Source organism: Sphingobacterium tabacisoli, assembly GCF_017908035.1.
Classification (GTDB): Bacteria; Bacteroidota; Bacteroidia; order Sphingobacteriales; family Sphingobacteriaceae; genus Sphingobacterium; species Sphingobacterium tabacisoli.
This window is the reverse complement of record NZ_JAEQMU010000002.1, coordinates 577946-601950: the sequence shown is the minus strand read 5'-3', so window position 1 is coordinate 601950 and position 24005 is coordinate 577946. Positions and strand designations below refer to the sequence as shown.

General features: G+C 39.5%; 23 protein-coding genes. 13 read left to right on the top strand and 10 right to left on the bottom strand.

The features are described 5' to 3' along the window. Positions 1 to 26: 26 nt before the first annotated feature. The 3 genes from JKG64_RS13515 to JKG64_RS13505 all read right to left on the bottom strand — a co-directional run bounded on the left by JKG64_RS13515 (position 27) and on the right by JKG64_RS13505 (position 2673). Positions 27 to 1256: a FecR family protein gene (locus JKG64_RS13515; RefSeq protein ID WP_210354834.1), complete on the bottom strand. Its 1230-nt coding sequence runs from the start codon at positions 1254 to 1256 to the stop codon at positions 27 to 29. Between the two features lie 97 nt (positions 1257 to 1353). Further along, positions 1354 to 1953, bottom strand: a complete 600-nt coding sequence (locus tag JKG64_RS13510; RefSeq protein ID WP_210354833.1) for an RNA polymerase sigma factor — start codon at positions 1951 to 1953, stop codon at positions 1354 to 1356. A gap of 327 nt (positions 1954 to 2280) precedes the next feature. Beyond that, on the bottom strand, positions 2281 to 2673 hold the full coding sequence (locus tag JKG64_RS13505) for an RNA polymerase sigma factor (RefSeq protein ID WP_210354832.1): 393 nt from the start codon (positions 2671 to 2673) through the stop codon (positions 2281 to 2283). Between the two features lie 232 nt (positions 2674 to 2905). On the opposite strand from JKG64_RS13505, the gene JKG64_RS13500 reads away from it, so the two are divergent. The 4 genes from JKG64_RS13500 to JKG64_RS13485 all read left to right on the top strand — a co-directional run bounded on the left by JKG64_RS13500 (position 2906) and on the right by JKG64_RS13485 (position 4839). Continuing rightward, positions 2906 to 3331, top strand: a complete 426-nt coding sequence (locus tag JKG64_RS13500) for a MarR family winged helix-turn-helix transcriptional regulator (RefSeq protein WP_021070500.1) — start codon at positions 2906 to 2908, stop codon at positions 3329 to 3331. Continuing rightward, positions 3328 to 3753 (top strand): organic hydroperoxide resistance protein, encoded by a 426-nt coding sequence (locus JKG64_RS13495; protein WP_210354831.1) that lies wholly within the window; start codon positions 3328 to 3330, stop codon positions 3751 to 3753. Before JKG64_RS13500 ends, JKG64_RS13495 begins: the two co-directional genes overlap by 4 nt. A 13-nt stretch (positions 3754 to 3766) precedes the next feature. Further along, complete coding sequence (locus JKG64_RS13490; protein ID WP_210354830.1) at positions 3767 to 4141, top strand: DUF1304 domain-containing protein; 375 nt, start codon at positions 3767 to 3769, stop codon at positions 4139 to 4141. Positions 4142 to 4203: 62 nt separating this feature from the next. Beyond that, on the top strand, positions 4204 to 4839 hold the full coding sequence (locus tag JKG64_RS13485) for a nitroreductase family protein (protein WP_210354829.1): 636 nt from the start codon (positions 4204 to 4206) through the stop codon (positions 4837 to 4839). A 568-nt stretch (positions 4840 to 5407) separates the two neighbouring features. On the opposite strand, the gene JKG64_RS13480 is transcribed toward JKG64_RS13485, so the two are convergent. The 7 genes from JKG64_RS13480 to JKG64_RS13450 form a co-directional block, all read right to left on the bottom strand. Further along, positions 5408 to 6541, bottom strand: coding sequence for a TlpA disulfide reductase family protein (locus tag JKG64_RS13480; protein WP_210354828.1), 1134 nt, complete (start codon positions 6539 to 6541; stop codon positions 5408 to 5410). 23 nt (positions 6542 to 6564) lie between these two features. Further along, positions 6565 to 8172 carry a S41 family peptidase gene (locus JKG64_RS13475; protein ID WP_210354827.1) on the bottom strand — a complete coding sequence of 536 codons (1608 nt, stop codon included), beginning with the start codon at positions 8170 to 8172 and terminating at the stop codon, positions 6565 to 6567. Between the two features lie 62 nt (positions 8173 to 8234). Further along, positions 8235 to 10244, bottom strand: coding sequence for a TlpA family protein disulfide reductase (locus JKG64_RS13470; RefSeq protein ID WP_210354826.1), 2010 nt, complete (start codon positions 10242 to 10244; stop codon positions 8235 to 8237). 19 nt (positions 10245 to 10263) lie between these two features. Further along, the gene (locus tag JKG64_RS13465) at positions 10264 to 11622 is read right to left on the bottom strand and encodes a RagB/SusD family nutrient uptake outer membrane protein (protein ID WP_210354825.1); all 1359 of its coding nucleotides are present in this window, start codon (positions 11620 to 11622) and stop codon (positions 10264 to 10266) included. Positions 11623 to 11653: 31 nt separating this feature from the next. Continuing rightward, on the bottom strand, positions 11654 to 15199 hold the full coding sequence (locus JKG64_RS13460) for a SusC/RagA family TonB-linked outer membrane protein (protein WP_210354824.1): 3546 nt from the start codon (positions 15197 to 15199) through the stop codon (positions 11654 to 11656). A gap of 16 nt (positions 15200 to 15215) precedes the next feature. Further along, a complete protein-coding gene (locus JKG64_RS13455) occupies positions 15216 to 16247 on the bottom strand; it encodes a FecR family protein (protein WP_210354823.1) in 1032 nt (343 codons plus the stop codon). Between the two features lie 188 nt (positions 16248 to 16435). Continuing rightward, positions 16436 to 17023 carry an RNA polymerase sigma factor gene (locus JKG64_RS13450; protein WP_210354822.1) on the bottom strand — a complete coding sequence of 196 codons (588 nt, stop codon included), beginning with the start codon at positions 17021 to 17023 and terminating at the stop codon, positions 16436 to 16438. A gap of 337 nt (positions 17024 to 17360) precedes the next feature. On the opposite strand from JKG64_RS13450, the gene JKG64_RS13445 reads away from it, so the two are divergent. The 9 genes from JKG64_RS13445 to JKG64_RS13405 all read left to right on the top strand — a co-directional run bounded on the left by JKG64_RS13445 (position 17361) and on the right by JKG64_RS13405 (position 23875). After that, on the top strand, positions 17361 to 17771 hold the full coding sequence (locus tag JKG64_RS13445) for a hypothetical protein (protein WP_210354821.1): 411 nt from the start codon (positions 17361 to 17363) through the stop codon (positions 17769 to 17771). 35 nt (positions 17772 to 17806) lie between these two features. Beyond that, positions 17807 to 18733: a DUF2157 domain-containing protein gene (locus JKG64_RS13440; RefSeq protein ID WP_210354820.1), complete on the top strand. Its 927-nt coding sequence runs from the start codon at positions 17807 to 17809 to the stop codon at positions 18731 to 18733. Continuing rightward, the gene (locus JKG64_RS13435; RefSeq protein WP_210354819.1) at positions 18730 to 19800 is read left to right on the top strand and encodes a DUF4401 domain-containing protein; all 1071 of its coding nucleotides are present in this window, start codon (positions 18730 to 18732) and stop codon (positions 19798 to 19800) included. Before JKG64_RS13440 ends, JKG64_RS13435 begins: the two co-directional genes overlap by 4 nt. Next, complete coding sequence (locus tag JKG64_RS13430; protein WP_210354818.1) at positions 19787 to 20305, top strand: GDYXXLXY domain-containing protein; 519 nt, start codon at positions 19787 to 19789, stop codon at positions 20303 to 20305. The genes JKG64_RS13435 and JKG64_RS13430 overlap by 14 nt, the downstream gene beginning before the upstream one ends. Further along, a complete protein-coding gene (gene bla / locus JKG64_RS13425) occupies positions 20302 to 21222 on the top strand; it encodes a class A beta-lactamase, subclass A2 (RefSeq protein ID WP_210354817.1) in 921 nt (306 codons plus the stop codon). Before JKG64_RS13430 ends, bla begins: the two co-directional genes overlap by 4 nt. 200 nt (positions 21223 to 21422) lie before the next feature. Continuing rightward, positions 21423 to 21881: a DinB family protein gene (locus JKG64_RS13420; protein ID WP_246512599.1), complete on the top strand. Its 459-nt coding sequence runs from the start codon at positions 21423 to 21425 to the stop codon at positions 21879 to 21881. A gap of 11 nt (positions 21882 to 21892) precedes the next feature. Further along, positions 21893 to 22414: a DUF4269 domain-containing protein gene (locus tag JKG64_RS13415; protein WP_210354816.1), complete on the top strand. Its 522-nt coding sequence runs from the start codon at positions 21893 to 21895 to the stop codon at positions 22412 to 22414. 488 nt (positions 22415 to 22902) lie between these two features. Further along, positions 22903 to 23670 carry an MBL fold metallo-hydrolase gene (locus JKG64_RS13410; RefSeq protein ID WP_210354815.1) on the top strand — a complete coding sequence of 256 codons (768 nt, stop codon included), beginning with the start codon at positions 22903 to 22905 and terminating at the stop codon, positions 23668 to 23670. A gap of 4 nt (positions 23671 to 23674) precedes the next feature. Then, positions 23675 to 23875 carry a hypothetical protein gene (locus JKG64_RS13405; protein ID WP_210354814.1) on the top strand — a complete coding sequence of 67 codons (201 nt, stop codon included), beginning with the start codon at positions 23675 to 23677 and terminating at the stop codon, positions 23873 to 23875. The last annotated feature ends 130 nt before the right edge of the window (positions 23876 to 24005 follow it).

Sequence of the window (24005 nt, the reverse complement as noted above, 5' to 3'; positions counted from 1 at the left end):
CATAGTTTTAATTTATTTGGCTAGTATCAATCTGTCAAGATCACCTCCTTTCCTCGGAATTCGTATTTGATATCATAAGTCTGGGCCAACATATCCAATACATCTTTTAGACTCTTATTTCTGGATATTTGAGCGAGTATTTTCTTCGTTTCTTTGCCTCTGTTATAGGTCACCTTTATACCATACCATCTTTCCAACTCTTGGCAAGCTTCATCCAAAGCGGTGTTCTTGAAATAAAACACATTGTTCAGCCAAGCTGAATTCATTTCCAAATCGGCTGCAGCTATGGCATAGTGCTGATCGACTGTGATCTGTTTGGATGGCTGCAAGCGAATAGGTAGCGCCGTAAGCCCAGACACCTGAATCGCCCCTTCGTACAGGGTGGTCACGCTTTGTCTGTCGTGCGGGAATGCCCTGATGTTAAATTGGGTTCCTAACACTTGAACCATGTGCTCCTTCTTAAAGCGATCACCGTCGACATGCACATTAAATTTTCGGTTCTGCGATTTGGCAACATCAAAGTAGGCCTCCCCCGTCAAGTACAAATCCATATCTTGCTGCTGGGTATTAATAGGATACCGCAGCTCTGTGCCCGAATTGAGCGACACCAATGTACCATCGATCAATCGGACAGAAAAACGCTTACCGTAAGGCACTTTGATCGTATGATATACCACGGCGCTAGACATAAGATGGGTGCCGCTATCCTGAAGTGTATAGCTAATCTGATTATCACTACGGGATATATGGATATATTCCTCCGCATTGGTGAGTGCCGCGGAGTCCCTATCTAATAGATTGACCTTCCTGTCCTGAGAGAGAATCAATTGAATCTCTTCTGCAAATTCTTCCGAAGCAACTCGTGGCGTCTGATCTTTAAAAATATCGCTCACCTCACGTACCAATTTCAACTCGGTAACGGCAGGAGGCAAAGCATCCCTAAAAAAATATAATGGAATCGTTAAAAACAACAATACAGCAGCGGCATACTTCACGAACTGTAATCCCTTGTTGTATCTACGGATAGGTCTTATCGGAGTTTCTTCGGCAATCTGTTTTTCGATCGCCGCCCAAACTGTATTGCCAGGTTCAAGCTTGACCTGCTTCTGCTGAAATGCAGCGACGATCTTGCCCTCGATCTGCGCATTATCTGTATATTTCAATACGCGCAACAGCACCTTGCGTTCTTCGGCAGTCGCTGTACGATCCAGACATCGCTGTATCAATACATCTATATAGCTATCGTTATAATTCATACGGTTTATAAGAAAGTGGGATTAGACCGTTTCAAAAAACATCTAATCCTTTATTAATATGACTTTGTTACCTTTCCTTTTGGGGGGGTAGGAAGGTTTATTTTTTTTGCAAATAAAATAAAATGAGGACTAATGGTAGGTTTTTCAGCATTTCTGTCATCGTAGACCTTATTTTTTTAACGGACTCGTCAAGGTTCCATTTGACAGTCTCGGCAGATACTTCGAGTATCTTTGCAACCTCTTTGCGCGATAGCCCCTCCATCTTTATCAGCTGATAAGTGATCCTTTGTTTGGGAGATAGGCTCTGTACTGCTTGTTCAAATGCCGTCTCCAGCTCCCGGTATTCGACATCATTGTATGTCTTGGGGGTAGCGAAGATATCGTGTATAATAAGGTCCAAAGGCTCTTGTGAAGGACTCAATTGTTTAATCTTTGTCAGGAACACATTCTTTGCTACGCGATAGATCCAGGCATCGAAATTATCAACTTCGACCAGTTTGCTTCTGTAGTTCCAAAGACGGATAAAGGTATCCTGCAGGACTTCTTCAGCGATAAATTCGTCGTCACTCAGGTTAAAAACCGTAGAGTAGATGGATGTTTTATAAGCCTCAAAAATGGTACGATAGGCCTGTTCATCTCCATTAGAAACACGAAGTAATATTTCGGCTATTTCGTCTTTAGGGATGCGGCTATCCATGCTATATTAGATCCTAATTTTGTTTGTATGTTAATCGTGATAGGAGCATTTGCTCAGCTTTATTGTGTTCACAAATATATAAATAGATTTTCAGAAGATTACCTATATTATAACTGGCAGTTAAGCATATTTACATTGCATTATTCGGCAAATTGTAAGATATCTGGTAAAAAAACTAATAACATAGATTGAGATACTGACGAACAGTACGAAATACTTTGACCATATGTTCATTGACAGGTCCAGTAGAGGTTCCCAGTAAATTGACGGTCTCTTCATAGATTTTGTCTTCAATCTTGCATAACTTTAAGACCTCTAGACATTTCTTCAGAAGATTTTCAATGCCTTTTCAAAAATAGCATTATTTTTCTTAAACTGAACGACTTGTTCTGCATGGCGGCATACTTCTGTGGAAAGATATATTATATGATTCATAAAGTCATTATCTAGCATAACTTTATGAAAAATGACTATTTCTCTATTTTTAGCGATCTGAAATAGGTAAGAACGAAAAGACTTTTCAGTATCCAGCATTTCATGCCTATCCCTGATTTTCAAGAACACATCCTGCAAAATTTGTTTTGCTATTTTTTCGTCTTTCAGTAAACGACTGAAACGCTTTAAGATACGAACGCTATACTTTTCATAAAGATTTCTAAATGCGATTTCATTGCTTTGCTGTAGCTGTATAAACCATTTTTCATCCTCAGACAGGTCCACAATAGTTAGTTTGTCGCTAATTTGTTTAGAAAACTAAAACAGTAAATTTATCCAATCTTTTTTAGGGCTGGCTTACTTCTTATATCAAACAATCATCTTCCTCCATGAAATCTTCCTACAAAACAAATAATCTACTCAACGGAAACAATTCTAAAAACAACATTTGAATTACAAAACTATATTGTGTAAAATATAATTTCACAATACCTTTGTATTAGATAAAGATATAATCATGAAAGATGAGTTGAAACTGGCAAATCAAGTTTGCTTTCCAATATATGTACTTGCAAAGGAAATGGTAAACCACTACCGTCCATTATTGGAAAAACTTGACCTTACCTATCCACAATACCTTGTAATGCTGGTACTGTGGGAAGAACGAAAACAGACAGTAGGAGAACTTGGAGAAAAATTACAATTGGATAATGGAACGCTCACTCCCCTACTCAAAAGACTAGAACAAAAGGGCTATGTATCTCGAATAAGAAGTGATAAAGATGAAAGAATCGTAAACATCACATGTACGGATTTGGGAATATCTATACAGGAGAAGGCTTGTGGTATACGTGAACAGTTGCTTTCCTCTATGGAAATTGCAACGGCAGATATACTTGCATTAAAAGAAATTGTAAACAGAATCTTAAATAAAAAATCATGAGAACATTATACACAACAACTGTGACTGCCACAGGAGGAAGAAACGGGCATGTAAGAAGCGAAAATGGTATACTAGACCTTGAAGTACGTATGCCTAAGTCGTTAGGTGGAGCTAACGATGATTACAGTAATCCTGAAATGTTATTTGCAGCTGGTTATTCGGCATGCTTTGATAGCGCACTGAACCGCGTTATAAAACTTGCTAATATACAGACCGGGGAAACGACTGTAACGGCCTCTGTAAGCATTGGACAGATAGAAAATGGAGGTTTTGCTCTTACTGTACAGCTTCATGCTAATATACCTAATGTATCTTTAGAGGTTGCAAAATCATTGGTTGATAAAGCCCATCAGGTATGCCCTTACTCAAATGCTACCCGGGGTAATATAGCAGTCGTACTAACCGTATCGAACAATAACTAAACCAGAACCTATAATGGAAACAATAGCTTTGATATTGACCGGGATTGTCGCGCTGGAGCATATCTACATCATGTGGATAGAGATGTTTGCCTGGGAGACTACAGGTAAAAAGATTTTCGGAGGTTCTCTCGCTGATGATCTTTTTATCCCAACAAAAAAGCTTGCTGCGAACCAAGGCTTATATAATGGCTTTTTGGCAGCAGGATTAATTTGGTCTCTGCTCATCCAAGATCCAATCTGGTCTTTCAACATTGGGGTGTTTTTTCTAAGTTGCGTCATTATAGCTGCACTCTACGGCTCGCTGACCTCTTCTAGAAGTATCTTGTTAAAACAAGGTAGCCCAGCAATATTGGCTCTGATTTTTGTCCTGTTATCTAGGTATATGTAACATCCCAGGGGTTGGTATTAGGGTATCAATTACGATTAAAAATAATTTTAAAATATAATATAATGGCATTATTAGATGATTTGAGATGGAGACATGCTGTAAAAGCGTACGATCGCTCAAAAAAAGTAAGTAGGGAAGATATAGAGAAGATTGTAGAGGCGGCCCGGCTTGCACCAACGTCATCCGGATTACAACCCTTCAGTTTAATCTTGGTGGAAAATCAAGACCTTAAAGATAAAATTTCTTCTGGGGCTTTAAATCCGGATTGTATGCGCGATGCCTCGCACATTCTCATACTAGCGGCGTGGGATAAATATACCGCTGAACGTATCGATGAAGTATATGACTATACTACTGACGAGCGCGAACTGCCTCGTGGCCGGTTTGCATCGTATACAGATAAATTGAAATCAATATATCTGGACCAATCTCCCACAGATAACTTTGCGCATACTGCCCGTCAGACATATATCGCACTCGGGTTAGCTTTAGCACAGGCAGCTGAATTGAAAATAGACAGTACGCCTGCTGAAGGATTTGACAATAAATTGGTTGATGAGGTACTAGGTTTATCAGAAAAAGGCCTAAAGAGCGTTTCTTTGATTTATCTAGGTTATGCGGATGAAAACAGGGATTGGATTCGTAACATGAAAAAGGTTAGAAGGCCTAAGGAAGATTTTTTAATAGAGTACAATTAATATCCAACAATATTGTGGGTAACATAACTCATTCTAAATTCTGAGGTATTATATTTTCATTGTAACTATATCTCTCCGCCGAAACAAAGGAGGCGCAATTAAATCAACTGCGCCTCCTTTACCATAGTTATCAATTTATTGCTAATTAACTTTTCTTAGCATATTCAATCATTGCAGCCAACTCGCTGACGGCCTTTTCTTCATCAGCCGAAAACCCCGATGTATTGAACCTTATCTGTCCATAGGGATCAATAATTATCTTGGTTGGAATACCTTTTACACCTTAGGCTTTTGCTACTGCAGATTCTGTCGTTGCTGGATCACGAAGATCTATCAAAACCTCAAACGTATACCATCTCCTTTAGAAACGCGAAGTAGTATTTCTGCTATCTCATCTTTGGGAATATACCTATCCATTTGTACTTCAGATCTTGAGCTTGGGTGTTAATGATAGCAAAACTATTGCTATTTGCCATAGTTGCAAATATATAAATAGATTTTATAAGAATAATACAAAAAGCCGTTTGGTAACCCAAACGGCTTAAAAGAACAAACAAGTAAAAAAAATCTACTTATTAAAAATCTCACTCAGCTTATGATCCAATTCCTCGCCTCTCAGGTATTTGGCAATGATCTTTCCACTGGGATCGACAAGAAAATTCATGGGGATAGCTTTCACATCGTACAATACGCCTGCTTCGTTTTCCCAACCTTTAAGATCACCGACTTGCTTCCAGGTAAGACCATCATCCTTTATAGCTTTTAGCCATTTCTCTTTATCAGTAGCCTTGTCCATAGACACACCTAATATCTCGAATCCCTTGTCTTTAAACTGCGCATATGATTTTACCAAGTTTGGATTTTCACGACGACAGGGTGCACACCATGATGCCCAAAAATCAATCAGTACATACTTGCCCCGATAGTCCGAAAGTCTGACTGGATTGCCCTCCGTGTCGGGCTGTGTGAAATCCGGGGCCTCAACCCCCTCTTGTGTCTTTTTCACCTGTGCAATGCGATCTGCAACTTTACGTCCCAACTCTGTATTTTGAGACGAGATATCTAATGCCAAGAAAACCTTCTCCAACGCTACAGCATCAAATCCATCCCCTAGAATGGAACTTAAGGCCATCAAAGACATGTAGCTCTTTGGATTTTTGCTGATATACTCCAATTTAGTATCTTCTGTTTGCTTTTTTATTGCCTCAGCGCGATCATCTAACGATTGCAAATATTTCATATCCTGCTGATCGGCGGGAGATTTGGACGCATATTCTTTATTTAAAGCTTCATACTGTGCATAAATAGGAGCCAACATATCATTAACACGCTTGTTCTCGTCATTCAATGGTGATCCTGACACGACGGCATTCTGAATAGAATCTGAAGCAGAAATCTTTATATGCTGCCCTTCCAAAAAGAAAGGAAACAAGTCCCATTTCACCGGCTTTGTGGGATCTACAGGTTTATCGTCATGAGCCACACGTATAGCAGCCTCTAATGGAGATGGAACAGATCCTTTGAAAGAAAATTTCCCTTTGTCTAAATACACGGAATCAATCACCTCCCGCCCCTCTACTTTATACCTCAAGTAGGCCTTTGCGGGTTTATCTAACTTGCCAAGTTGCCCCTCAATGGTATAATCCTGCTGAGCAAATGTAGCGAATGGCAATACACTAGCCAATAACAATGTCCATTTCATATCCTTCGTCTTTTATATTATATCTATTTTTTTGCTTTCTCTCCAACAATATCGCTATGCAATAAAGAATTATACATCTTGGTGTCTCTCAATACCTCCAACGCACTGATGAAACTTTGGTTGGCTTCGTTGCGCACTCTGGCCATATAATCCCCACCCGTATACAACAGTGAGGCAATCTGTGCCTTCAGCTCGACATCGATTGCGCGATGTGCATCCACATGGGTGTCATTTGGTACTACAACCGATTTTGTAGCTGCATAAGCCACCACCTGCTGGTGTACCACTATAGGGACTTTAAACTTTTTATTAAAGCTTTCGAAATCGGGATAGGCTTTCAGGAGTGCAGCACGATTCTGCTGTACAAATTCAAAACCACCCTTAGCCACAATACCAGTATTCATCAATGTTCCCATCCAGCCACTGTAGACATTGGTATCGATAGGTACAAATCGATCCGGCATAATGCCTCCGCCTCCGTAAACAATACGTTTTGTCTCTAAAGTGGTATACTTTAAAGAATCAGTAAACTCTACATGTCCCTCTTCCAACAATTCTTTAGACTCCATCCGGCGGCTAAAATCCTGAAAGTAATCTTCTTTACCCTTGGTATATGGTTTTTGTATGGAGCGGCCTGAAGGCGTATAGTACCTCGCTCCGGTCAATTGCATTTCTGATCCATCCGACAAGGGTACGGGGCGTTGCATTAATCCTTTTCCGAAACTCCGACGCCCTATGACTACAGCTCTATCCCAATCCTGTAAGGCTCCAGTAACGATCTCGCTGGATGATGCTGTAGATTCATCGATCAATACGACAAGTTCTCCTTTATAAAACCGGCCAAAACCGCCTGTGTAATAATAATCCTTCCCTCCTTCATTAGGTACAGAATAGAAGACCATCTTTTCTTTCGGCAGGAATTCGTCTACAACGCCAATTGCCGATTGCACATAACCTCCCCCATTACTCTGCAAATCCAAAATTAATTTCTTCATCCCCTGCTCCTGTAGCTTCTGGATTGCGCCATCAATCTCTTGACGCGTGGAGAGATTGAAAATGGATAGACCGATATAACCGATTTCTTTATCGACCATGTAAGCTTCTCTTACGGAGCGTTCTAGAATATTACCCCGTACGATACGAATATCTTTTTGCTCAGTCGTGCCAGGAGAAAGTAAACCAAGAACTACAGGTACGTCTTTTTCTCCACGCAGCTTAAGCATAATTTCTTTATTCCCCCAAGTCTCTCCATTGATGGATTCGCCGTCGATGGCCAGAATCTCATCCCCTACCCGTACACCTGCTTTCATAGCGGGTCCATCGGGATTAACTACCGTAACGAATGTCTGCGTTCCGCTTTTCAAAAATTGGATGCCAATTCCTGCAAAGCTACCGCTCATCCCTTCACGCATAGCCTCTGCTTCTTCTCTACTGGTATAGCGCGAATGCGGATCCAAGTCTGCAATCATGGCACGTATAGCTGCATCTACCAAATGCTCATCATTGACGCGATCGACGTAATTGTCCTGAATCAATTTCAATGCTTCTTCAAACTTATACTTTGGATTCATCTGTGCCTGTAGCGAAAAAGCTACTCCGACCATACCCAGAAGTATTCCTGTTCTTTTCATCTATCTGTTATAATTTATAATCTCAACAATTCTTATTAATACGTTTGCGAAACGACTGTAAACTATTCACTCTTCAGCTTTTCGATAACCAGTGAAAGCTCATCCATTAGCTTGCTCGGACTACCGGAATATCCTCCTGAAGAATAACGGATAACGCCATTTTTAACTACGATCTTACGTGGAATAGACGAGTCCTTGAATATTGGTGTGACTAAAGATTTGAATAGCTTATCTTGCTGCCCATTTACTTCATTTTCTGCATCGTGCAATAACGTAAATCGGTATCCCTCTCCTCGCACAAAATTAACGGACTTGGTACGGTAATCGCCTGTTTGCATCGTACCTACCATATAGATCGCTACCTGAGAATCGTTGGTATATTTGTCTACGAGCAATTGCATCCCTGGGAATGCCATTATACACGGACGACACCAGGTAGCCCAAAAATCCATAACCACGATCTTATCCTTGATATTATCCTGATCTACAAAGCCTCCATCGGCATTCTCCATAGAAAAATCTGGAATGGGATAATTGATGTTAAGATGCTCGTTAACATAGGCTTCTAATTCGGCTCGTTGATCAACAGATTGCAAACTGGTCAGGTATAAATCATAACCTTCTGAACTCCCTGAATGACTTTTCATATATAGCGACTTGAGGGTATCAAACATACGAGGAGTCACGGCGTTAGCTTTGATACTCATCTCTAATAAAGGGAGAATATCGTGCTTTGCATCAAGTTTTTCGAGTACATGCAAATTGATATCGTTCAATTCGGCATTGCCATACTTACCTTTATCCGATAACTCGAAGAAATATTTGCGCGCTTCATCGTAACGGCCCAAATCATTCAATAGGGAAATATGCGTAAACAAGCGATCATCCATTTGATTGTTCATATTAGAATCGGCGGCTTGTTTGTTCATAAAATCGCTCCTATAAGAACCATCGCCCTTTTTGGAGATAAGCATTTGAATAAGAGGCTCGGCAATATGATAGAGCGAGTCTTTTCCTACTGTATTAAACATATAAGCCCGCATGACATTCCATCGCAACAACTCGTTGGAAGTCCGGAAGTCAATATCTTTGAACAGCGCCTGAAATTTATCGAACTGCTTGGTATCAAAATACCCAGTACCTATGCCCCTGTACACAGCATAATAAATAAAACCTTTATTGTCCGGCTTTTTTTGCCACTCCGTAATCGGAAAGCGACTTAAAAAATCCTCATATGAAGCCACCACCTCGTTTAGATTATTACTCGACGTTCGGATATTGCTATAAGCAACAAAACGTGCAGTAGCACTTTTTGGATATTGTTCGGTAATACGTTTGCCTACCTGCTCTGCTAACCTATCTTGCTTAATCTGATGTTGTAAAAACAACTGTAAATCGCCCAAATCGTCAGCAGATATAGACCTGTCGGACAATAGCTGATTCACGACCTTTTCCGCTACAGGTGCCAATTCCTGATCGGTCAAAAGCAGACGTTGAGCACCTAGGTATAATTTATATCTTGATGAAATAGCATTTCCCGATAGTTTTTCCTCTTCTCTAATAATCCCCGACAAATATGTTTTATCTAAAGATGGCTCTCCTTCATAATAGTTGATAATTGCTCCCCTCGCTAAAGTCGGCACAATAAACGAAGCCTCAGCTAAAAAACTGCCTTTCTGTGCTTTTCCTTTGCGATCAAAAATCTTCAGTCCATAGCCTTTATTACTGTTATTATCTAAAATTTCTGGACTATAGAGATCTCCTTGAAAGAACTTCACACCAACAAAAAGCGTCGAGTCGGAAACTGGATACAGGTACTCCCATTGCTTATTGCCTACGGATTTCATAGCAAACTGTTCCATCTTCCAGATATCATTATGAAACCGATAAACAGCAACAGATACTTCGTCGCTAAACTCTAAATCTCCTCCTTTGGCATCATAAAGTATACGTAAGTTCTGTCCTACTTTACCCGATTGGGAAGGAAAGACAGCAGAGCTGTAGGGTTGCTCCTGTGCTTGCAGGGTAATTCCCATCAATAAGAATACGGCTAAAACTATTTTCTTCATCATATTATGTATTTACGTTATATTATCTGGGACTTTGACCTATTTCTGGATTGAAATTCAAGTAATAATCAGCGACTGGATACACAAACTTATTACTGTTGACATCCAGCTTATGCTCAACATTTCTAAATGTCCGACTGTATTCCTTGGCCAAACGAACATCAAGATTGAAGCGACGCATATCAAACCACCTTTTACCTGTACCGATAAACTCCCGTTGCCGCTCTTCTATAACCAAATCTAATGCATTATCAGAACTAGTAGCTACCAAATCAGTATAGTCTTCAACAAGGAAACGCTTTTTCCTTAATATATTCACCTGATCCATAGATTTTTGCGCATCACCATTTCTAGCATACACCTCTGCTTTGATGAGCAACATATCAGCTACTGTAGGTCCGACTTCAACACCATCACCATTATACCATTTGACCAACCCTTTGGCATCAGCAGGAACATTTTGCTGAAATTGTAAGTTTTGAATTAATTTTGTAAAGCGTAAATCATTCTCAGCAAACTTACTAAGGGTACTAGGATTTAACTGCTCCATATACGTACGCTTATTCTTCTTAGACAAAAACGTCTCTGGATTAGCAATTAAAAATGGTAATGTTACATTGCCTAATGCTAACTCTCTCAGATCAAACAACTGGTCATGATAGGATAAAGCCCTGTCCGCTTGTTCAAACGCCTTATCAAACTCGCGCATTTGCAAGTAAACCATCGCTAACATAGCATGTGATGTCCCAACATTTGGATGACGATTATTAGACGCTACTATTGGCAATCCCGTAGCCGCCTCTGTTAGATCCGTCACAATTTGACCATAGACTGTTTCTAACGAAGCACGATCCAATGAAGCATACAGATCTGGTGTCGTCAACAAAGGAACACCTATGGAAGAAGCTGCTGTAGCGGGGTTGTAAATCTCTCCATAAAGATTTACCAAGATAAAATAAGCATAAGCGCGTTGCAGCTTAGCTTCTGCAAAAATAGCTTTCTTTTCTTTATCAGATCCATTCTCACTATTCATCACCCCCTCTATAACTGTGTTTGCTGTATAAATCTGTTTATACAAATCATCCCATGTAGCATCTTTCAAACCGTCTGCAAAATATTGATCCGCCCAGGTAAAGGGCCAAAAAACATCATCTGCAGTTGTATTCTGACGTGCTTCCATAGTGATAACGATATCATCGCTCGAAATGACTGGAATACTAAATGCCTGTCCAAATAAGTTGAAATCATTTAATAAATATTGATAGTCGGTCGTATACTTTAATTCGCGTCTATTATATTGCTCGACTTCGACATATTTCCTGCATGAAGTAGCCCCCATCGTCAATAACAAACCTGCTATTATGATATATGATAGTTTCATTTTTATAATCTTATATTGTTTACACCTAATGTTATAACGTAGCATTTATTGTAAAGAAATAACTCTTTGTTGGGGCTAAGTTATTGTATGTATTCTGACGGACATAACTAGGATCAATTCCTTCCTTGTTTGCTCTCCAGATGATGCCTAAATTCCTTACAGAAGCATTAAAGCCTAAAGATTTGACAGGAAATTTGCCTAACATAGAGCTTGGAATATTATAACCTAGTGAAATTTGCTGTAAACGGACGTGTCCGGCGTCAATTACCATCTTTTCAGAATCTCTATAACGATTGAAAGAGTTGGTATTAATGTTTTTCAATCCAGGTACATCCGTAAAAGCCTCATCACCTTTCTCTCTCCAACGATCTACCATATCTGTATGCGTACCCAAAATACCATAGTACGAACCAGCATACTGCGGATAACTTGCCAACGACTCTTTACGCACGACATGGCCCAAGTTATAAGTGATACGTACACCTAAATTGATTCCTTTGTAGTTTAAGGTATTCATAAAGCCACCAAAATAAGGTGCTGTCTTACGCCCCATGTACACAAGATCATCAAGTGTTATTAAATTACGTCCACCTTCTGTACTTTTGATGATATCTCCATTTGCTTTATAAATAAGGGACTGCCCATCCTCATCCAATCCTGCCCAACGATAAGCATACATGTAGTCCATAGAGTGTCCTTCCAATAGCTGACCTGAAATATAACCACTTACATCAGTGACATTCAATCGAGTATCAGTAACTTTATTCGTATTATACGCAAAATTCAGTGTAGACAACCAGGAGAAATCTTGCTTTTTAATTACGGTACCCGTTAGTCCGACGTCAAAACCATGGGCCTCCATAGTTCCACTGTTAAACTCTAACGTACTCCAACCATAAGTTGGGTTATAAAGGAAAGGATAAAGAATATCTTTCGTATTCTTTTTATAATACTCCATATTGACCGTTAATCGGTTATTCAATACAATAAAATCAAGCCCATAATTCTGTGTGTATACTTTTTCCCATCCAACACGAGGGTTGCGGGGATTTCGGATATTTGCGGGCACTTCATTGGATTGATTATCCATACCTGACAACTCTATAACGACCACATTGGATCCACCTTGAGGTACTGTCCCTCCTACACCATAGGTTACACGAACGTTCAATGCATTTAACCAGTGTTGGCTTTGTAAAAACCTTTCAGATTTTATGTTCCACTTACCTCCAGCAGACCAAATAGGTTTCGCTCTATTTGCTCTTGATATACCGACCAAGGTATGGTCATCAAAACGTGCACTACCAGATACGACGTATCTTCCATTCAAAAAACTCAATGCTGCATTTGAGTAATAAGATAACTTCCTAATATTTGGCTTACCTACAGACCCATCGTCATATCCCAACTGCTGTGTCCCCCATCCATCCATGATAATCTCATAAGGTTCCGTTGGATTAAATGACGCCGATGAATACGTATCTTCATTGAAGCCATATCTCGTTTGCCCATAGTTCAACCCAGTTTGTGATCCAATCTCCGCACCAACAACAGCATTCAATGTCACGATATCCCATGATTTATCGATATTCCCTTGTAGACGTAAATTGTAAGCTGTCGAATTTTCATTACGTGTCACTAGCTTTCCACCTTGAGGAAGATTTCTTTTATATGTACCATTAGCAAAGTCAACGGTCGTGCCGTAATTCAAGAAGTGACGCATTGCATAACTATTCAACTCATCCAGCTGATTTGTCTCCAACATCGACTTCTGCAACATCCCTCCTAAACTCAAACTCGCCCAACTGTTTACTTTAGCATCTAACTGTGCATTAAATCTTAATCTGTTGTCTGTCCCGACGTAATTGGAATACCCTAATTCTTGTATAGAATTATAAGTCCAATCATACAAACCTAAATTATAAAGGTCTTGTGCAACGCCTTCTGTAAACACAAATGAACGTCGTACGAGATTACCACTATCATCTTTTAGAAGTTCATAGGGTCTTAAGCCCAGTTCAGTATTACCGATTCCATTTATCGCCGCTTGGTTAGACTTATTTTTCGTATAAGAATAATTAAGTCCTGTCGTTAAGTTCAACCTATTATCCAAGAAATTTGTTGTCAGCGAAGAATTTAGGGTATATGACTCGGCATTATTTGATTTAAAGACCGGTATATCATTAGAATAGTTTCCTGAGACCATATACGTAGACCTTGCATTACCTCCCGAAAGCGACAAATTATACTGCTGAGAAACAGCATGCTGAAACAGATTGTCTCGAATCTGAGCCGTATTATTGACTTGTGACAAACGTTCTAACTTGCTGTCCAATTGTTCTTGTGTAATTTCTCCATTCTGTCTTTTAAACATCAGTTGAATCGCTTCACTCAAAGGTTTGTTGGAGTTAAACTTCTGCCAGCTAGGATCCCAAACCTCTGGATTGGAAGTAAAAAAATCCAAACCGAACATTTCCTTCTCAAGATCTATATATTCACGACTTGTCATCCTACTTAAATTATTCAAGTCTGCAGGAGCCGATACGCTCAAACTCGAATTGAAAGACAGAGTTGGCGCTTGAATTCTACCTTTTTTTGTTTCGATCACGATCACTCCATTGGCTGCTTGACTTCCCCAAATAGAGGCCGCTGCGGCATCCTTCAAAACCGTGATACTTTCAATATCCTCAGGATTAAACCTACTTAATATAGAATTATTAGCAAAAGGGCTCTTAGCACTTACCAAGTCCTGATCTATTGCTGGAAAACCATCAATTACAATCAACGGGCGCTTAGAATTATCTCCTCCTGTATTAAATGTATTAACACCTCGTATAGTCAACGAATTTGTTCTCAAATCAACCTGTACACCTGGGGCCAAGCCTTCAATACGTTCTAAAAGGCTTATCGAAGGCGTTTCTTTTAAATCCTTTGCGGTGATCTGACTAAATGAACCCGTTGCTCTTTCTTTTGAAATCTTCTGATATCCTGTAGAAACAACATCAACTTCTTCAAGTTGATTTATGGCATCTCCCATTGAAACGTTAATACGTGTATTTCCTGCGATGACACGTCGCTCCGGCTCCATTCCCATGTAGGTAAATATTAAAGCTTCTGTTGGTTCGCGCAGTCTCAATGTATAACGACCATCACTACTAGTGGTAACCCCCGTACGAACGGCGTATCCATCAGGCAGAACAGTAGCACCAACCAAAGGCTTTCCCTTACTATCTCTGACCTCGCCTGTTATCGTACGCCAATAATCATCTTCCTCTCCTTGAGCATTAGACTTATTGTCTTTGACAATTGTATAGTAATTCTCCTGAACGTATAGAAACAGGAAACCATTCGGATATAAAAGCGACTTCAATGCTGATTCTACCGGCACCTTTTTGTCTTTAGGTACTATGGAAGACTTCACCTGTACTCCATTTAACAAGCCCTCTTCATAGGCAAACTTAGTACCATATACACGTGTCACCTCGTCCAATGCACGTACGATACTTACTTTTTGCTGAGCATATCCCCCTACCTGATAGAGTAAAAAGACTAAAAGCGTAAATAATCTTGGTTTCATAAAGTTAAATTGTTAGTTATTTTGAATTAATCGTTATTTTCTTTCCTACAACCTCCATGTCCAATTGCATGGTATGCCTGATTACAAATAAAATATCATCAGCTTTTGTAAGTGGCGCAACTCCTCTAAGTCGCTTATCCAATAAGCTGGAATCTTTTAGTTCAACACTGTAGCCATAATTATCCTCAAGAACTTCGATAATAGCAGCCAAATTCTGATGCTCAACAACCATCTCACCACGTGTCCAAGAAAGCGCCTCTTGTATATTCTTATTATTCAACACCTGCTCTGTATCGGCTACTTTATCATAAATGAAAGTTTCCCCTGGTTTCAAGATGTGCTTTAACCCCATTTTATCCATAACCTGAAGGCTACCTTCAAAGAGAGAGACTTCAATATGTCCCCGACGATCCTTGACATTAAATTTTGTTCCCAAAACAGTTAACGAAATATCTCCTACGTGGACGATAAAATAGTCCTCCTGCTGCAATCTATTTTTGATCGCCGTATGCTTTACTTCGAACAAAGCTTCTCCATCCAACCATACCTCTCTGGGCTTATCTGTTTTCCAATCTCTAACATATTTCAAACGCGAATTACTATTAAGCTGTACCACAGAAGCATCTGGCAAAAACAACTCTCGCTGCTCTCCAAATCCGGTATTGTTTACTTTTGTACCCAGCTGCCCGACCTCATATATAGTGAAGCCCAATAACAAGATCGCAGCCACTTGGGTTATCCATCTCCGGATCTTACGAATGCGATATAATCGGTCTTGAGCCTGTACATACGACGGAAGAGATTCTTGCATACGGTTCCAACGTGTTTCATTGTCTATCTTACTTTGATGTAGAGGTTGGTCTTGCAGCAACTCTATCCATTGTATCGCTATGTCAATCTCCTGTTCTAAATATGGATAAGTGTCGACCAAAGATTTCCAAAATGACAGATCATCCCCCATTCCCGAAAGATAATAGGTCGTGAAGGCTTCATCTTCGAAAAAGTCTACCGCTTTAAAGTCTTTGTATAACAAGAAATCGTGTTTCATAATCTATTTATATCTATATACAGTGAGAATTGGGATTTTACCCCAGTGTTGTTAAATTATTTTTATCTTTTTGTAAATTAATGTGGTATTTTTCATGAAGAACGGAATAGCATACCTAGGAACCCAGCTCCGGAGTTGGAATTGCCACCAAAAGGAGATATATTAAAAAGAATGAGAGTTAAGCCTAATTAGGAGGATTTCGACTCGGCCAATAAAGCAAATATTGCTAGTAGATTAAATACTCCCACATGCTTCCTTAAACTGTCCATAGCCCGATAAAACAACTTATAAAGGTCCTTTACAGATAATCCCATGATATCTGCTATCTCCTCGTAAGATAATTCTTCGAAAAAACGTAAATGGATTACTTCACGCTGACGTGCTGTCATTTTCAGTAAAGCTTCCTCCAATTGAGCCTTAATCTCCTCCAACCTCTCTCTACGCATGATTTTCGTATCATGGGGTAGCTCAATGTCAAAAGGCAAACTTTCTACCGGAATATTCCTTTTCCGATTAGATCGCTCAATATGTGCTGTTAGTGTACGCCTAAAGGCTTTATAAAGATAGTTTTTGACAGAAGCTGTATCATTGATACTGTTTCTATTGTACCAAATTTTCAAAAAAAACTCTTGGATACTATCTTCAATGATCCCCTCTTCCTGCGTAAATTTGTATCCATAATTGAACAATAGCGGACTGTAGCGCTCAAACAAAAGTTTGAAAGCAACCTCGTCACCCAATCGAAATAGGTGCCACCAGTCCAACTCATTTTTCATTTTTCAGTACAATTATCTTTGAGCAATCATTCTACAATTAGAAATAAAGTGCTACGGTTAGCTAAAATATGTGGTTCAAATGTAGCAAATTTCAGATAAAAGGAAATAGGATCAGTTTTTAAGATTTATTTGGCCACAATGAAAAATCACCAAATCAACCGGAAAACCACCTCTTCTGCAGATATTGACCAATACGACCTGTATGCCCTATTTTAGTTGATAGAAAATAAAAACTGTCATATCTTTAAGCTACAGAACAATAAGATAAACGATTCTCTTGACCTATGTGGGCTTGTTTTCACACGATAGAGGTCGGATCACAGACCGGATGAGCAGCATGAAAAAAATAATCGTTGGAATGATAGCATTATCGCTATTGGCAGCCTGCCAGTATAAAACGGAAAAAAAGGTGACTTCAGAAGTAGAAGTGTCTAAATTACAGGAACTGTACAAAAATGAAACGAACCAGCTTTCTATTTATAAAAACAACACGATTCGTAAAAACGATACGGCTTATAACAACGACACGTTTGAACTGATTGAAAAGGAGAAAAATAGTTCAAAGGTGGTGAAAGGGAATGTGAACTATGAACGAGGTTTTGAAGATGACGAGGATGCCACAGTGTATGTTCTAAACTTTGACAAACCTTCGGAAGAACGCTATTTTGTACGATTCTCGGACAATGATAGCATTATTTTTCTCTTGGATAAGAATAAGAAAAGCGCAACACTCTACAGAGCGCAATAAACCATTTTGCATAGCTATAGAAAAGATCTTTAAATATGGATAATATACAACGCGAGGATATCGAAAGTATCGCAAGGCAGACCTCGCTCAGCCAAGAGACGCTGACCAGGGCGCTGAAAGAACGGGTCTACCCCGATGCGAACAGTTGGAGAAAATTTTTGACGCTTCTATTCCTCGTACTGGGAATAGGATTTTCATTGGCTGGAATTATTTTCTTCTTTGCTTACAATTGGGCCGACCTACACAAATTTGTTAAGATCGGTATAATAGAACTTTTGGTTATCGCGCTCACAGCGCTGACTTTTTTACCTAAGATAAATACGCAGTCCCGGCAGATCATACTGACAGGAAGTGCTGTGCTGGTCGGGGTGCTATTCGCAGTTTTTGGACAGATCTACCAGACCGGTGCCAATGCCTATGATTTTTTTCTGGGCTGGACGATATTCGTCACCTTATGGGTATGTTTCTCAAACTTTGCACCGATGTGGTTGCTGTACATGATACTGCTCAACACCACGTTGATTCTCTACTGTCAGCAGGTCACGGGCTGGCCCTCATTGCTTATGTACGGTATACTCTACCTCGGCAATGGAGCTGTTTTCGTCTTAGCCAAAATGCGTCAGGCACCAGCTTACTTTATACATACGGTAGGTTTAGCGGCATTGACCTTTGCTACCATAGGCATGATAAGCGGTATAATTAGCTTTGAGAAAGAATACTTTTCGGTATTTGCCCCATTGGTGATATTGACTTATCTCGTCGGTTTATGGCATGGCGTACAGACTAAAAGTACTTTTTATCTCTCGGCAGTTCCGTTTAGCTTGATCATCATCATATCGACCTTTCTTTTGGAGATGTCAAATGACGAATGGATGCTGCTGCTGATAGGTATTTTTATCATCATCAGTGTCACCTTAGTCGTCCGCAACCTTATTCAACTCGCTAAAAAGCAATCGTCATGACGCCAGATAACACTATACAGCAAACGGCCAGTTACCTACAGTCGCTGGATCCAGAATTAAATTTAGAGGCATTCCACATGGAGCAATCTGCCGAGGTCCATCAGGTCAGGCAGACCCTGGCTATCAAGATACTGTCTATCTTTGGTGGCATACTTTCTTCCAGTGCATTTTGGGGCTTTCTGGTAGGGATCGGGCTGTACAGATCTCACGTAGCACTAGCGGTACTTGGTATTCTGGCGATTACAATTGGAATGATCATCGGCAAAAAATTCAAACAGATCCTATGGGACACGATCAGTGTAGCTACTTTTAGTATCGGTTTTATCATGCTGGGTTCTGGGCTCTTTGAATTTAACATTGATAATCAATATGTTTCTTTATGTCTTGCAGCATTATCCCTGCTCTGTCTATACCTGAACCCCAGCTATATCATCAGCTTTATATCGACATTGATTCTAAATGGAAGTATATTGAGTTATATCCAGTCGACGGGACAAAATGACTTTCTGCATATACAGGTTTCACTGTTAGCTATTGTACTGAGCTATATGTTTTTAAAAGAACCTAAATTGCTTCACAAGAGCTTTAAAACAGGATTCTCCTTTCACGCAATCCGTACAGGATTACTCTTATGTTTTATAATCGGTCTGCTTCTATTGCGCCAAAATTTATTTTTCTTTCATTTATCAGCTTTATGGAGTTGGTCTACGTCTGCAGTCTGTACACTGATCATACTCTACCTTTCGTCAAAGCTATTATCCGACTTTGGAGTGTCTGACAGGATCACCAGACTCGCGACATACGCACTGACGCTCCTAGTTGTGGCTCCTACAATCCTATATCCGGGTATTGTGGGCAGTCTACTGTTGATCCTACTGTGTTTTAGTGTCCGCTACAGAACAGGGTTTGTAATGGGCATTATTGCATTGCTGTGGTTTATAGGAAAATTTTACTATGACCTGCACTATACGCTCCTCACCAAATCTATCATGCTTTTTGGTTCAGGATTGGTATTTCTATTGTTTTATCTCTTTATTTCTAAACGTGCGAATTATGAAAAAATATAGTGGCATCATTATCTTAGTCAACCTTGTGTTGCTACTGCTATATTTCAACTTTAGCGTGGTAAAGAAGGAGGAAATCCTTAAGGACGGACAATTGATCTTATTAGAGCTGGCACCTGTTGATCCGCGATCGCTGATGCAGGGTGATTATATGCGGCTGCGCTACAAGATGGCTGCAGAAACCAATACGGATAGTATAGCCAGACGGGGATACTGTGTGGTCCGCCTAGGTCATGGCAATGTAGCCAACCTCGTCCGCTTTCAGCAGGAGCAAGTGCCTCTTGCACAGGGGGAGTTTTTGATCGCTTACACCACACCAGACAAATGGTCGCTGGAGATTGGAGCCGAATCGTACTTCTTTGAAGAAGGTCAGGGGGAGAAATATGAGCAGGCACAATATGGTGGGCTCATGGTCGATCATAAAGGCAATAGTATTCTAACCGGCCTATATGACAAGAATCTGAGAGTGATAGAAACTGTTAATAAAAAACACAAAGCAATAAAATGAATAAACTATTTCAATTGGCCGCTCTGATTTTAATCTTTTTATCGAGTTGCAATACACAGCACAAAGACATCAATTCGTTACGAAGTAAAATTGAGCAGGTCGCTTCCGAAAAAAATGCAGTGGTCGGAGTTTCAATAATCGGAAATAACGGAAAAGATACCCTATCCGTAAACGGCGACAGGCGATTTCCTATGCAAAGTGTTTTTAAATTTCATATCGCCTTAGCAGTATTGTCGGAAGTTGACAAGGGAAAATTTTCTTTAGATCAGAAAATTGAAATAAGTAAAGATGATCTTCCATCAAAAGATTCTTGGAGCCCACTTAGAGATGAGAATCCTAATGGAGGGAGTTTTACCATAGAAAAGCTTATTCAATACTCGGTGTCTCAAAGTGATAATATGGCTTGTGATGCTTTAATACGACTTGTTGGAACACCTAAAACAGTAGAAGAGTATATCAAAAAATGTGGTATAGATAATATACAAATCAGATTCAACGAAGAAGATATGCAGTCGAACTGGGATCATATGTTCCAAAACTGGACCACTCCAAAAGCAGCAAGTGAGACGCTTAAGTTATTTTATGAGAATAAGAACGGACTTCTTTCAAAAAGTAGTTATGACTTTTTTTGGAAAACAAATAAGGAAACAACCACTGGTCAAAATAGAATAAGAGGTCAATTGCCTACCGAAACAATCGTAGCCCATAAAACTGGCTGGTCTGGAACGAATAAAAATACTGGAATCACAGCTGCTGTGAACAATATCGGTATCGTATTTTTACCCAATGGAGAGTACTTTATAATCAGTATTTTTGTTACTGACTCGAAAGAGAATATGGATACAAACGAAAAAATCATAGCGGATATTGCAAAAGCGACTTACGATTTCTACACAAGCCCTTCCAACAATAATTAACAGATAATCAAAGCGTTAAAATAAACAGGGTTTTTAAGTTTTTAGGCCAGCAAATACCTAACTGAACTACCATTGGAGGAAGAACTGATCGCTAAAATAGAACGGGCAAACAATGTACTGTGCGAGCCTGGGAGCATTTATGGAAAAGAAGAGTAAAGAACATCAAATACGGTAATAAGATGGTGACTAGAAATCTATTTATGGCAAACCGACTAAGAGAGGTCTTATTAAACGGACATTGGATTGCCAATACAAATTACAAGGAGCAGATCATAGATTTAAACTGGCAGCAGGCTACCCAACGAATTGCTGATTTAAATACGATCGCAGCCCTGACATATCATATAAATTATTACCTGGATGGACTACTGAATGCGTTTGAAAACGGTAAGCTCGAAATCAGCGACAGGTATAGTTTTGAGCTACCACCGATCACCTCTGAAAAGGGTTGGAATGAATTAGTCGCTAAGTTTTTGGCTAATGCGGAAAGATTCGCTAATAAAGTAGAACGTATGGAAGACGATACTTTTGACCGGATCTTTATTGATGAAAAGTACGGGACATATTTACGAAATATTGAAGGCGTTATTGAACATAGTTACTATCATCTAGGCCAGATCACCTTAATTAAGAAACTAATCGTGGTGGATATCAGTTAAAAAAACTAGCAATGAACATCGATTTTAAAGATACTGCTTATCTAAAAGAAGGTAATAAGAAGCAAAAGCAGGCTTACAGAATAATTACAGAACACCAAATTCTAGATGTGGTAAAAGACTATGATCCAATTGTCGTAGGAACAATCCCGATAGATATCGACATAGAAGGAAGTGACATAGATATTATCCTTCAGGCCACAGAACTCGATGCATTACGAGAGCTTTTGACTAAGCATTTTTCTAAATACCAAACCTTTCAAATTATCTTTTCTGGGGATGAGATTCTGACATGTAGTTTTGAGACTGAGGGAACAGCAATCGAGCTATTCGCCAAAGATGAGATAACAACTAATCAAAATGGCTATCGGCATATGATAAAAGAATACGAAATCTTACAATCAAAAGGCCCAGATTTCGCCCAGAAAATCAGAGATTTAAAAAGAAAAGGGATCAAAACAGAACCTGCTTTCTGCAAAATGCTAGATATAAAAGGTGATCCATATATCGAGCTCTTAAACTATCAGGTCAGATAGCTATAGGCTATATAAGATATAGCCAAAAATTCTATCTTTGAACCGGAATCTAAGGAATAGACATGGGGCAAAAAGGTGTACGCGGTAATATTTAGGCTTGCAAGGCTACTTTTTTATGTTAGAAAACATCTGGAGCATGGCTGATGTCTGCATATGCTGTCGTGCTTATAGCTGGGCTATTGAGAAAGAAAAAGGAGACAAATAATATAACAGAATACGAAAACAAAGTCTCTTTAAATAACCTTCTATCCAAATAAAGCCCATTATCTCTCACTGATATAGATAACTTGAGTTCTTCGTTCGCTAAAAGCAAAATAAAAATAATCAAATCTAGACCGAATGCTAGAGTTAGAACTTTTGTTCTAATATTTAAATTAAAACATTTATTTTTACAGTATGGATCTGTAAAGATATCCACAAATGCGGGCATGTCGGCAATGGGCACACCTATTTGAGGTATTCTTGATATCACCCTAAAATCAACTACTATGGTAGAAATATATCATTTAAATTGTGTTAAAATTGTCTCCCCATACAGCGATAATGTAAGCGGACATTGTATGTTGTTAAAAGAGAACGACAGCATGGCGCTGGTCGACACCGGAATCGGCTTATTGGACACCTGCTATCCGGATGAAAGAATAGGTCAGGAACTGGTCGAGATGGTAGGATATCGCTTTGATAAGAAGCTTACTGCTATTCAACAAATCAAGGGCTTGGGGTTTAACCCTGAAAATGTTCAGGATTGTATCATATCCCATCTGGATAATGACCACATCGGAGGCTTGTCGGACTTTCCCAAAGCCACCGTACATATGGGATATGAAGAATATCAAAATTACCTGTCGGGAAATCCCCGCTATCTAAAAACACCGCTACTGCACGAACCTGTAATCAAGACCTATCCTAAATCAAATGACCAATGGTTTGGTTTTGAAGCGAGGAAGGTATACACCTCACTCTGTACAGAGATACTTTTGATACCGCTATTTGGTCATACCTTGGGACATTGTGGAGTAGCCATAAAACACAGCGATTCCTGGATATTTTATGCAGCAGATGCCTATTATCTGCGTGACGAACTAGATAATTCCGACCACCCCATCAATCAATTGGCCGAAGCGAGAGCCGACGACAATGAGATGCGGATAGCGACGCTAGACCGCATTCGTAAACTGATTTCATCACATCCCGAAATTAGATTTTTTGGATATCATGATGTTGATGAATTTAAGTCGTTTGCAAAAAACAATTGATAATATGATACAGATAAAAAACAGCGGAAAGCAGGATATTAAGGAAATTTTCAGACTTTGTAAGATTTCAACGGACTTTCAGAAAACAAGATTCACGGTGCATTGGCCAATATTTGACCGGGGGCCGGTGGAAAACGAAATCGATGAAAACCGACAATGGAAAATAAAGATGGATGGTAAAACAGTCTGTATATTGCTCTCATAATCACCGATAAAATCCTTATTCACCTGTAATAAGAGGTTTATTTCTTCTCCTTTGTCATATATTTCGCATTTTACGTTCTGATTATGATGATTCTATAGAAAATGCAACATCGCAATATTTTGATTTCGAT